This is a genomic window from bacterium, assembly GCA_029210545.1.
In the GTDB taxonomy this organism is placed as follows: domain Bacteria; phylum BMS3Abin14; class BMS3Abin14; order BMS3Abin14; family BMS3Abin14; genus JARGFV01.
Genome location: JARGFV010000086.1, coordinates 1 through 11,391, shown reverse-complemented (window position 1 = coordinate 11,391; position 11,391 = coordinate 1). Strand labels below are relative to the sequence as shown.

The 11,391-nt window shown below is 59.2% G+C and carries 10 protein-coding genes; 4 read left to right on the top strand and 6 right to left on the bottom strand.

Annotated elements, in window-relative coordinates; all coding sequences use genetic code 11:
• Positions 1-433: 433 nt before the first annotated feature.
• The 4 genes from P1S46_09325 (at position 434) to P1S46_09310 (ending at position 5,699) form a co-directional block, all read left to right on the top strand.
• The gene (locus P1S46_09325; protein MDF1536687.1) at positions 434-1,435 is read left to right on the top strand and encodes a sensor domain-containing diguanylate cyclase; all 1,002 of its coding nucleotides are present in this window, start codon (positions 434-436) and stop codon (positions 1,433-1,435) included.
• Between the two features lie 66 nt (positions 1,436-1,501).
• Entirely contained in the window at positions 1,502-3,718 is a 2,217-nt protein-coding gene (locus P1S46_09320; protein MDF1536686.1) for a response regulator, read from the top strand.
• 249 nt (positions 3,719-3,967) lie between these two features.
• Entirely contained in the window at positions 3,968-4,711 is a 744-nt protein-coding gene (gene ubiE, locus P1S46_09315) for a bifunctional demethylmenaquinone methyltransferase/2-methoxy-6-polyprenyl-1,4-benzoquinol methylase UbiE (GenBank protein ID MDF1536685.1), read from the top strand.
• A gap of 46 nt (positions 4,712-4,757) precedes the next feature.
• Positions 4,758-5,699 carry a calcium/sodium antiporter gene (locus P1S46_09310; GenBank protein MDF1536684.1) on the top strand — a complete coding sequence of 314 codons (942 nt, stop codon included), beginning with the start codon at positions 4,758-4,760 and terminating at the stop codon, positions 5,697-5,699.
• A 123-nt stretch (positions 5,700-5,822) separates the two neighbouring features.
• Here the strand turns inward: P1S46_09310 and P1S46_09305 are convergent, their stop codons facing one another.
• From P1S46_09305 to P1S46_09280, 6 genes are all read right to left on the bottom strand, one after another.
• Positions 5,823-6,437, bottom strand: coding sequence for a hypothetical protein (locus P1S46_09305; GenBank protein MDF1536683.1), 615 nt, complete (start codon positions 6,435-6,437; stop codon positions 5,823-5,825).
• Positions 6,438-6,996: 559 nt separating this feature from the next.
• Positions 6,997-7,320 (bottom strand): AzlD domain-containing protein, encoded by a 324-nt coding sequence (locus P1S46_09300; GenBank protein MDF1536682.1) that lies wholly within the window; start codon positions 7,318-7,320, stop codon positions 6,997-6,999.
• On the bottom strand, positions 7,317-8,117 hold the full coding sequence (locus P1S46_09295) for an AzlC family ABC transporter permease (GenBank protein ID MDF1536681.1): 801 nt from the start codon (positions 8,115-8,117) through the stop codon (positions 7,317-7,319). Before P1S46_09295 ends, P1S46_09300 begins: the two co-directional genes overlap by 4 nt.
• Positions 8,118-8,237: 120 nt before the next feature.
• Positions 8,238-8,837 (bottom strand): hypothetical protein, encoded by a 600-nt coding sequence (locus P1S46_09290; GenBank protein MDF1536680.1) that lies wholly within the window; start codon positions 8,835-8,837, stop codon positions 8,238-8,240.
• Positions 8,824-9,993: an N-acetyltransferase gene (locus P1S46_09285; protein MDF1536679.1), complete on the bottom strand. Its 1,170-nt coding sequence runs from the start codon at positions 9,991-9,993 to the stop codon at positions 8,824-8,826. Before P1S46_09285 ends, P1S46_09290 begins: the two co-directional genes overlap by 14 nt.
• 109 nt (positions 9,994-10,102) lie before the next feature.
• Entirely contained in the window at positions 10,103-11,284 is a 1,182-nt protein-coding gene (locus tag P1S46_09280; protein ID MDF1536678.1) for a pyridoxal phosphate-dependent aminotransferase family protein, read from the bottom strand.
• Positions 11,285-11,391 lie beyond the last annotated feature (107 nt).

Genomic DNA, 11,391 nt, shown 5'->3' with positions numbered 1-11,391 from the left:
GGAAAAGAACGACAACAGCATCGGCCTGCGCCGGTTCATCCGCTCTCAAAAGGCCATATGCTATCAGGGTCATCCCCACCCAAAGGAAAAGCAGGGCTCCTCCAATGGCCCACACGGCTGTCACCATGATCCTTCTTTTCAACTTTTCCCCTGACCACGACACGATAGCACCTCCCTCAATCGATCATTATTTACCCGGATTCAAGAAAATACCACCTTGAGGCGCCCTTTTCACCATGAATCGGACCGCGGAACGGTTCACCAAGGTGTGTCGCTGTAAATAATCAACTGTTCACTGTTTATCCCCTTATCATTGACCGGGTAAACTCCTTTCCTTGACACCTTACTTCTGTACCGTTACCTTCAGTAATGCATGTGGAATGTAACTGCTTGAGAACCTTGAAGATTCCAACCCACCATTGGAGATAAGACCATGAGCGACCTGACCGAACAACTTATGGCGTGTGTCGAGCTCGGCAAGGCCGTCACCTCGACCCTCGACAGGGAAGAGATCCTGAAGATCATTCTGAACCGCCTGAGCCAGCTGATCCGGGCCCAGAACTGGACCCTTTACCTCATGGACGCCGAGCGCCAGGAGCTTCGCTTCGAGGTGGTGGTCGGGCTGGAGGGAAAGGACCTCAAAAGGCTGACACTGAAGGTCGGTGAAGGGTTGGCCGGAATGGTCGCCGAAACGGGCGAGCCGATCCTCGTTCCGGACACCGGGAGCGAACCTCATTTCGACAAAAGGGTGGACAGCCGGACCGGATTCAAGACCCACTCCCTCATCACGCTGCCCCTCAAGCTGGGCGAAAGGGTCATCGGTGTCCTGCAGATCATCAACCCGGAGAACCAGGAACTGTTCGAGCACCGGATTTTTCCCATTCTCCAGATCCTGTCCGATTTCGTCGCCATCTCCATCAGCAACGCCCTCAACCACGAGAAGATCGAGAAACTGGTCGTCACCGACGACGTCTCCGGCTTTTACAACAGCAGGTTCCTGCACCAGAAACTTGCCGAGATCATCGATTCAGGACAGGCGACGTCCCTGGTGTTCCTCGACATGGACAACTTCAAGCGCATCGTGGACACATACGGACATCCCATGGGAAGCAAGGTCCTAAAGGAGGTCGCCGAAGCCATCGCCACCCAGCTCGCCGGGGACGACTTCCTGGTCCGTTACGGGGGCGACGAATACGTCGTCGTCCTGCCCGGCCGGAACAAGAACGAGGCCATCGAAGCAGTCGAGAAGATCCGCGTCGCGTTGAACGAAGCTGTGTGCCTTGAGGAAGACGGCCACCACGTCAAGGTCACGGCGAGTTTCGGCGTCGCCAATTTCCCCGAGGACGCACAGGACCTGAAGGGGCTTCTCAGAAGCGCCGACGTTTCCATGTACCGCAGCAAGGATCGTGGGAAGAACACGATAACTGTCAGCTGAGGAATTTCAGCGTGATCTGAAATTTCAGTGCATGAGCGCGACAAGATCGGTGCAGAAGCGCAAATTATGACCTGGAATCCCCTCGTATTCATCATAACCCCTGAAAATTCCGAGCGGGCTGTGCTCCGGGCCCAGCTTCTGGGTGCCGACTTCAATGTCGTCGCTGTCCACGGCCCTTCCGAAGCCGTTGATCGCGTGGCAGAGGGAGTCCCCCACATCATTATCATCGATCACAGGTGCGCGGCCGGCGAGGACGGCGGTTTTGTGCGACTCATGGGGCAACTGGACGAGGCCGCTCCCCTGCCCCTCCTGTTTCTCATGGATCCCGACGAAGAGGACAACGTTCCGATAAACCTCAGGGAAGGCCTTGACGACACCCTGATGCGCCCGGTCAGGTCCCTGGAACTCCTCGCCAGGGTCGGGTCTCTTCTCAGGAACCGTCAACTCCTCGGCCAGATCCGCATCCAGGAACAGTTCCTGCTCCGAAAGAAGATCAGGCCTTTCACCCACGACGACCTAATCCCGACCGTTCTGCTGGTAGAGGACGAGGCCTCCGAGATGGAGAATATAGGACGGCTGCTCGAGCAGATCCCGTGCGAGGTCGTCAAGGCGAGAACGCCGTCTGACGCTCTCTGGCACATCAGGCAAAAAGCGCCGCAGCTGATCATCGTGGATCTTCTGTTTCCGGACCTGGACGGCCTTGAGCTTTGCCGTTACCTGAAGAAACAGGAAGAGACCAGGTACACACCCCTGCTCATGCTCACATCGGTTCCCGAACTGGATAACCGCGTCGTCGGGATGGAGTCAGGCCCCGACGATTACCTCATCAAGCCTGCCCGGAACGTCGAAGTGCTCGCCCGTGTCCGAAGGCTCCTCGACAGGAACCGGGGCCATCAGAAATTACTGGGCAACGCCCTCCTCCTGAGCAGGAACGGATTTTCCGATCCGTCCACGGGCATCCCTCTCCTGGAATTTTTCCGCTTCGTCTACCCGGAGATCGTGAACTGGTCCCAGAAGGCGCAGCTTCCCTTCACCGTTGCCCGCATCCGATTCCAGTCCGGGGAAAGCTTCCTGAAAATCGCCGGCGAGATAAGGTCCATACTCAGAAATTTCGATCTCGATTTCATCACCGGCGAGACGGACCTGTCCCTCATCCTCCCGGAAACGCCATCTGAAAGGGCCCAGATCGCCCTGTCCAGGATAATGTCGAGAGCCGAGGACATGGGGGTGCCGCCGTGGGAGATCCGCCTGGTCACGGTGTCCATAGGGGAGGAAGGATGGGGAACCGACGAGATCAGGGATTCCCTCAGGAACAGGGCCCGGGATCTCACCGGCGGCGAGACCAGCCACGCCTCGGGCGAGAGGATCGTTGTCGCCGGAGACAGCCGGGGTGGTGAGGAACTGGCCTCCCTCCTGAGATCCCAGGGGTTCGGACAGGTCCAAATCCTGCCGATGGAGGAGAAGCGGGATCCCGGAAAGATCAATGCAAGCCTGGTGATCCTCCAGGGCGGCCTGGACAAGATCCCCGATCTCATGGAACGGCTCGGCCCTTCCCTCACAAGCCGCGACACTCCCATACTCATCAGGTATGAGGGAGGCGGTGGGGAAGGCCCTTCACCATCCGCCCTTCTTCCTGCCGACTACATTCCGGCAGGCGCTTCCAACGATTATTTTCTCCATCGCGTAAAGAGCTCCCTGGATCTCGCGCAACTGATGTCCGGAACGGAGGAGGTCGAGGCGTTTCTCAAAAGGCTCGTCAGGCTCCTGGAGGAGGGGGACACGGATGTCCAGGGGCACGGGCAGCATGTTTCCAACCTCTCGGTGGCTCTCGGCGCCCGCCTCGGCCTCGAACCGGATAAGATCGACGCCCTGCGGTGGGGAGGCCTCCTTCACGATGTGGGCAAGATCTTTCTGCCGGGCAAGATCATCACCAGGGAGGGCATGCTGTCGGCCGAAGAGTTCATGGTGGTCAAATCCCACCCCAGGCTCGGTTACGACCTGTGCAGAGCCTTTTCCATGCTCGACGGCGCGCTTCCTGTTATCAAGCACCACCACGAACGGATGGACGGCAAGGGTTACCCGGAAGGGCTCCGGGGGAACAATATCCCCCTGCCGGCGAGGATCGTTTCGGTCGTCGACGTCTACGACACCCTCGTCCGCCGCCGTCCATACCGTCCAGCCTTTTCACCCGAGGAAGCATCCAGGATCCTTCGCAGCGAAGCCCAGGAAGGGATGTGGGATCAGGAAATCGTGGACGAGTTCCTGAAGATGCTCGAAAACTGATTCCACATCCCACATCTGACCTCTCCTTTGGAAAAGGATTTCTCCGCCTCTCTCCGTGCCTCCAGTGAGTCACATGCCTGGTGTGACGAACGGGTGGTGAACGCTCTTCCGGGTTTGGGTGTGACGCCGCACCTGTATGTATTAACCGGATGAACCAATTTTTTCCGGGTTTTTGTTTAATTTCCTTCTCTTTTCGGATATATTCCGAGCACTTGCATATCCTCAACACTTCAACAACAGGAGTAATATTTGTCTGAGCCAGGCATTTCCGGTTCTCCGGCCGTACGCCGGATGTTCTCATCCATCGCGGGACAATACGATCTGCTGAACCGTCTTTTCAGCCTCGGTACCGACGTGCGCTGGCGCAGGGAGCTGGTTTCGGAGATCCCGGCGGGGGATGGACACCCCGTCCTGGACCTGGCCGCCGGGACCGCCGACGTCGCCCTGACCCTGGAGAAGGAGCGGCCGGGACGGCGCCTCATCGTGGGCGCCGATTTTACCCTCCCCATGCTCAAGATCGGCTCACGGAAGCTTGAAAGAAGGCGGTCTGAAAGGATCCGTCTCACCGCCGGCGACGCCTACGCCCTTCCCTTCGGCGAAGAGACTTTCGAAGCTGTCACCATCGCCTTCGGCCTGAGAAACCTCAGCAGCAGGGTCGACGCCCTCAGGGAGATGGCCCGGGTCTTGAGACCCGGGGGAAGGGTGGTTATCCTGGAGTTCTCACCCCTGGACCGGCCGCTCATCGGCCCGCTGTTCAACTTCTATTTCCACCGTGTGATGCCTTTGCTGGGAGGGATCATCTCGGGCGACCAGGGGGCCTACCGTTACCTGCCCCGCTCGGTGGACGCTTTCCCCAACCCTTTTGAACTGGGCCGGGAGATGCTCGAAGCGGGCCTCGTGAATATCAGGTACAGGCCGCTCACCTTCGGGATCGCCTGTATCCACGCGGGAGAAAAACAGGAGACAAAAGCCGGAAGGCAGAAGAGCGATTGAACAGCCTTTCTCCTGACTCCTGGCTACTGGCTACCGGCTACTTGTCATGATCACTCATTTCCTCCTCATAGCCGTCGGCATCCTGGCCCTGTATTTCGGGGCCATCTATCTGGTTGAGGGCGCCAGGGGACTCGCGCTGCGCGCCGGTATGAGCACCTTCGCCGTGGCCGCGACAGTGGTGGCTTTAGGCACCAGCTGCCCCGAACTGGTAGTGACCCTCATCGCGGCTGTGACCGGGAGCAGCGAGGTCGCCCTCGGCAACGTGATCGGGAGCAACATCGCGAACCTTGCCCTTGTCCTGGGGCTGTCCTGCCTGTTCCTGGAGCTGGTCGTCCCGAAATCCCTTCAAAAGGTCGACTACCCTTTCCTGCTGGCGCTCACGGGCCTTTTGTATATCCAGTCCTTCGACGGGACACTGGGCCGCTTCGACGGTTTCATCCTCGCCCTGGTATGCGCCGGTTACCTCCACTACACGGTGACCAGTCCCCACGAGGCAGGCGAGACAACGGATACAGACCTGCCGACAGTTACAGTTGGTAAAAGCTGGGGGTTGACTGTCATCGGCATCATTGTGGTGCTCGTGGGTGCCAAACTGCTGGTGAGCTCAGGCATCGCCGTGGCCCGTTACTTCGGAGTACGGGAGATCGTTATCGGCCTTACCCTGGTCGCCGTGGGCACCTCTCTGCCTGAACTGGCCACCAGCGTCGTTGCCGCTTTCAAAAGGGATTCGGATATCACGGTGGGAAACGTCGTGGGGAGCAACATCATCAATATCGGGATGGCACTGGGACTGGTATCCATGGTCAGGCCCATTCCGATCCCGCACGGGACGACTGAATACGAATTCCCGGTCCTGCTCATTGTGACCATCATCCCCTGGCTTATCATCCGCAGGTACGGGACCATCCCCCGCTGGGCCGCGGCAGGGATCCTTATGCTGTACGGGTTCTTTGTCCTGTCATTGCCGTACGTGCGCGGAGCCGCATAGGAGCCCAAAGGGCCCTACCACGCTTGTGGGTGCGTTCGTGCGTAAAGCGTAAGCGCGAGAAGATCTATCGCTTACACGCAATCACGCTCCACGGATACACGAATGAATCAGCTGTATGCTGATTCATTCGCCTTTCCCTGAAAACGCTATCGCTTTCTCCATGGCCTCGTCCATCCTCAGCAGGTTCTTCCTGAGCTGGAAATGCTCGTTCTGGACCTTTCTCTGGACGATCCCGGCAAAGAGCCGGCCGGCCAGGTTCCCCAGCGGTGAATCCGGGTTGGTGAGCCTGGCCGCCAACCGGCCCAGGGGTTTTTCGATGTGCCCGTCGAACAGGTTGTCTTCCAGGGAAACGACAGCCTCGTAATCGCCAGGATCGCCCTGGCGCCCGCAACGCCCGTAAAGCTGTCTGTCGATGCGGCCGGCGTCATGCAGCTCGGTGGCGAGGACATGAAGCCCGCCCAGTTCCATGACACCGTCGCCCAGTGTGATGTCTGTACCGCGCCCGGCCATGTTGGTGGCCACGGTCACCCGTCCCCGCTGCCCGGCCTCTGAAATGATCTGCGCCTCGTGGTCATCCTGCCTGGCATTGAGCACCGCGTCGATCCCCGTGCTGGCGATATTGTCCCCCGCCCCCCGTATGAGAGGACGGACCATGGTTTCCGCGGCCTCGGACTGGTAGTACGGATTCTGCACAAGGAACCCCATATCGCTTGTTACCCACTGACCGCCCAGGCTCACCTCATAGGTGTCCCCTGGGGGGTCATCATCTCCAGGCTCAGGTCCCCGCGCGCGCTTTCCTCCCTCGTGGGCTCCAGCTGGGATGGCGTTTCGTACCCCCGGGTATTATGGGAGAGACTGAAATTGAGCCTTGGATGAAATTTGCCCCGTTCCTGGAGGATCCCGGCCATGGCTCCGGCTACCGAATAACTTTCAGCTTCGACAAAAAGGTTGTGGAGGCGGACCTGTTCGACAGCATTGGATAGGGTCAGTTCCAGGGGACCCTGGGCGAACGCCGCACCTGCGGGAAGGAACCCTGAAAGGAGACACAGCGCCAGGGTCGTCCTCCATGCCAGCTACGTCACTTTACCCTTTATTTTCATAAAGTTGCTGACCATAAAGGCTCCAGAACAGTTCCTCGCATCAAACTTCCAGATGACCGGCAAATATGTCGTCGATCCGTGAGGAAAGGGAAAACGACGCTTTTCCCTTTCCCCAGGATATTAATGAGCCGGGAAAAATTACGCCTGGACTTTTCGCGACTCTATCAACTGTAAACCGTAAACTGCAAACCGAAAACTCAGATCATCGTCTGCCCCACGAACACGACTACCCCGCCCGCGACCATGGTCAGGATGAGGTTGCGTGTCTTTACAGCCACGAGAAAGCTCGCCGCCAGGGCCCACACGGCCGGGTTGGTCAAACCCGGATCCACGGAGCCGTTCCTCATGATGGCGCCGGGGAGGATCAAGGCCGAGAGGATGGCCGCCGGCAGGTAGGACAGCCAGGTCAACAGCCCCGCGGGCAGGCGCACCTGGCTCAGGGCGAACAGGGGCGCCAGGCGTGGGAAATAGGTCACGGACCACATTCCCAGGAAGATCAGAATGAGTCGCTCCGTATTCATTCTGATCTTCCTGGGAGTTGCGAGTCCCGGGTTCCGCGTTCCAGGTTTCCCTTTGGACTTTGGACTTTGGACTTTGGACTCATAGTCCTCCCCGTGTCCCCCGCCTGCCCTGAGCCCGCCGAAGGGCGTTTTCGCGTCCAACTTTCCAGAACGAGCCCCACAGTCGCCCCAAGGATCGCGGCCGCGATGACCGGCCAGGTTCCTTTCATAACCCCCGTGAGCAGGGTACAGAGCGCTGCGGACAGTGCTGCCACCGCAAGGTGCAGCCTGTCGGTGATCTGGAGGATCACCAGCCCAACGAACATGGCGTAAAGGGAAAATTCCAGGCTGCTCTGGAGAGCCGGAGGAATGAGAGTCCCGGCCAGAGCGCCTGCAACCGTCCCGGACACCCAGCTTGCGTAGGCCGTGTAATGGAGGGTCAGGCCGTACCTGTGGTCAGCCTCGCCGGCGATGTAGCGCCCGATGGAGATGGCAAAGGTCTCGTCAGTCACCCCCCAGGCCACGAACGGGATGACCCCCCGGGGGGCATCCTGGTAATGAGGCGACAGGGAGGCGCTCATGAGGACATGGCGCAGGTTCACAAACAGGGTGGTCCCCACCACCTCGAAGGCCGTTGCCCCGGCGGCGAGAAGCCCCACGGCGATGAACTGGCTGGCCCCGGCGAAGACAACCAGGGACATGAAAACGGCAGGCAGGAACTCCATGCCGGCCTGGCGGGCCAGGATCCCGTAGGCCGCGCCCATGGGGATGTATCCGACCACGATAGGTATCGCGTCGGAAAGTGCCCGGCGGATCATTGAACCATTTTTTGAGCTAAGAGCTTTAATAGTTGACCTCAAAAAATGAGCGCGAAGCTCGAAGAACGATGAGCGAAGGAAACACGCATTTCCTTCTTTCTTCGCTCCTTGCGCATCGTTCTAGGTTACGAGTGTAAGAAAAATACCAACAGCTATTGGTATCGTGATGTTGTCGTCGAAGGGTCTTGGCATCGCCTCGGCCATTGTTCCCACCAACGCGGCCGTGAACAGCACGCCCCGCGGATACCCGAAAACCCCGGGCCAACTCCAGGCCAGGAGAATGTATACCAGGAAACTCACCACCAGGCAGGCCAGGCTCCCTTCCAGTGTCTTGCCCCACATCCGGATCCGGCCCACACCCTTCCCCACCAGCAGGCCGGCGCGGTCCCCGAAAAGGAGGGGTACCAGGGCCGCGAGGGCGACCGGCTTCGGGAACAGGAGGAACGCCGCGAAGACACCGCCGGTGAACGCCGGAAGCCCGGAAAGCCCTTTTTTCTCACCCGGGCGCATCACGGACCCGGCCACAGCCAGAGTCAGACGGTTAAGGCCGGGGAAGGTCAGGCGGCCGATCTCTCCCGCGACAGAAGCGGCGAAGATCAAGCCCAGAACGATCTGGTTGGTCGGCGGGTCAGGGAACCAGGCCGCGCAGGCCAGGGAGATCCCCCCGACGATATGAAAGAAGGTCCTCGGGATCTCGCTCCGGATGTCAGACAGGGCCATGGGATGATACCAGCGGCTTTTCCCCCAAGGGCTTCTCCCCTAAAGGCTTTTCGTAGATCCGGTAGGTTTTGTAATGTTCGGCAGAAAAGACCCTTGTCGCCGTATCGTGGACGATGGTGTTGTCCTCGAGGATCCAGGAGAACTCCCCGTACCGATATCCTCTCTCGATACCCGCTCCCCAGACCTGCGCGAACATGGCCGACTCGATCCCCTTCTTGCGGAACTTCTCCCGGACCCCGAGGGTGAGGCAGCGGCCCGTCCGGATCCTTCTGCCGGCTGACAGGGCTTTAAATAGCCTGGGGGTGAAAAGGGTCCCGTTCAGGATCTTCAGGACCTGGTTCAGATCGGGAAGGGCCAGGATAAACCCGGCCGGTTCATCGTCAACAAAAGCAAGACTGACCATTTCGGGGACAACCACCGGCTTGAGCTGGCGTGCCATGTGATCGAGTTCCTCGGCCGTCATGGGCACGAAGCCCCAGTTCCGCTCCCACGCCTCATTGTAGACGACCTTGACGACATCCAGTTCCTCGGTAAAACGCCCCATGTCGATGGGCCTGACATTGAGCCCGGGCTCCCGCTCCTTCACCTTTCGGGCGATCCGTTCCAGCCTGTCGGGCAGTTTTTTACCCACGTGATACCAGTAAGCGTAAAGGTCCTTCGCCTTCTCATAACCTGCCCCAACCAGGAGGTCGGCGTAATAGGGCGGGTTGTAGGTCATCATGACCATGGGTGAGGAGAGGAAGTTCTCCACCAGGAGCCCGCACTCCTCGTTGGTGCTGGGGTTGACCGGTCCGCGGACGATATCGGCTCCTGACGCGGCCAGCCAGTCCTGGGCCCCGGCCAGGAGGGCGTCGGCGACGTCCTGGTCGTCCACACACTCGAAGAACCCGAAAAAGCCGGCCTTCTCGTCGTGGAATTCGTTGTGACGGTGGTTGACGATGGCCGCGATCCGACCCACGGGAACGCCCTGTTTCATGGCCAGGAACAGCCGTATTTCGGCGTGACGGTAAAAGGGGTGCTTCGATGACAACAGGAAGCGGACGGCCGATTTCATGGGCGGAACCCAGTAAGGATCGTCCCTGTAGATCGACCAGGGAAGGTTGATGAACTGTTTAAAGGCGCGGCCGGTATCGGCGGGAACGATCCGCAAGTTCATAATAACGGTTCCGAAGAAACAGGATCGGCAGAAAACCGATCCCGCCTTGTTTCGCCCCGTCGCCCCCTCTCCCCTTCTCCCCCTCGTGGGGTTTGATATCTTGAGTGCATCAAGATATCAAACCTACGCCCCTCCCCACCTTCTCGAACGCTTCCAGAACACGGTCGAGCTGTTCGTCGGTATGGGTAGCCATGTAGCTCGTCCGGAGAAGGGCCCTGCCGGGAGGTGTTGCCGGACTGACCACCGCATTGACGAACACACCCTCATCCTGAAGCAGCATGGCCATCTTGAAAACCAGCATATCGTCGCCCACGATCACGGGGATGATAGGCGTGGCGGCGGCGCCGGTATCAAAACCCAATGATTGGAACCCATCCAACATCTTTCTGGTGTTTTTCCACAACTTTTCACGGCGCTCCGGCTCCTGGTCGATAATGTCGAGGGCAGCGCTCACGGCAGCCACAAGGCCAGGGGCGAGGCTGGCCGAAAAGATCATGGAACGGCTCACATGCTTCAGATACTTGATGATATCCGCGGAAGCGACCACAAACCCGCCGATGGTGGCCAGGGATTTACTGTAGGTCCCCATGATGATATCCACCTCGTCCTCCAGACCAAACTGTTCGGCAGTCCCCCTACCGGTTGCACCCAGCACACCGACTCCGTGGGCATCGTCCACCATGATGCCGAATTCGTGTTTTTTCCTGAGCCCGGCGATCCCGTCCAGGGGCGTGATGTCCCCCTCCATGCTGAACACCCCGTCCACCACCACCAGCTTGTTCTTGTCCCGCAGGCTTTCGAGGTTACGATCAAGGTCCTTGACATCGTTATGTTTGAACTTCCTTATATCACCGTATCCGAGCCTCAGACCGTCGACGATGGAGGCGTGGTTCTGGCGATCGCTGAGGGCGATGTCCCCCCGGGTGACCAGGGCTGACAGCACTCCCAGGTTGGTCTGGTAGCCCGTAGCGTAGACCAGCGCCCCTTCCTTCCGGAAAAAGGCGGCCAGCTTTTCTTCCAGCTGGACGTGGATGTCCAGGGTGCCGTTCAGAAAGCGGGAGCCGGCACAGCCGGTGCCGTACTTCCTGATGGCGTCGACAGCTGCCTCCTTGACCCTGGGATCAGAGGTGAGACCCAGGTAGTTGTTGGACCCGCACATGACGACCTCCTTGCCGCCCATGATGACTACGGGATCCTGCTGGGACTCGATCGTCCTGAAGTAGGGATAGACTCCGGCAGCCATGACCTTGTCCGGATCTGTGTAATTGATGCACTTGTCGAAGATTCCCATCTGGCATTTCTCCCCTGAAGATTGATGGACTCGCAAAAAGTCCATCAACGCGCCCCGCGCGGGGCGCCCAAATCAATGACTCGCTCCGTAAGTCATTGATTTGTAAG

Bases quoted from the DNA above. Each gene is read 5' to 3' on its own strand.
- P1S46_09310 (MDF1536684.1), top strand. From the start codon at position 4,758: ATGATCACTCATTTCCTCCTCATAGCCGTCGGCATCCTGGCCCTGTAT.
- P1S46_09300 (MDF1536682.1), bottom strand. From the start codon at position 7,320: ATGAATACGGAGCGACTCATTCTGATCTTCCTGGGAATGTGGTCCGTG.
- P1S46_09280 (MDF1536678.1), bottom strand. From the start codon at position 11,284: ATGGGAATCTTCGACAAGTGCATCAATTACACAGATCCGGACAAGGTC.
- P1S46_09290 (MDF1536680.1), bottom strand. From the start codon at position 8,837: ATGGCCCTGTCTGACATCCGGAGCGAGATCCCGAGGACCTTCTTTCAT.
- P1S46_09325 (MDF1536687.1), top strand. From the start codon at position 434: ATGAGCGACCTGACCGAACAACTTATGGCGTGTGTCGAGCTCGGCAAG.
- P1S46_09295 (MDF1536681.1), bottom strand. From the start codon at position 8,117: ATGATCCGCCGGGCACTTTCCGACGCGATACCTATCGTGGTCGGATAC.
- P1S46_09285 (MDF1536679.1), bottom strand. From the start codon at position 9,993: ATGAACTTGCGGATCGTTCCCGCCGATACCGGCCGCGCCTTTAAACAG.
- P1S46_09320 (MDF1536686.1), top strand. From the start codon at position 1,502: ATGACCTGGAATCCCCTCGTATTCATCATAACCCCTGAAAATTCCGAG.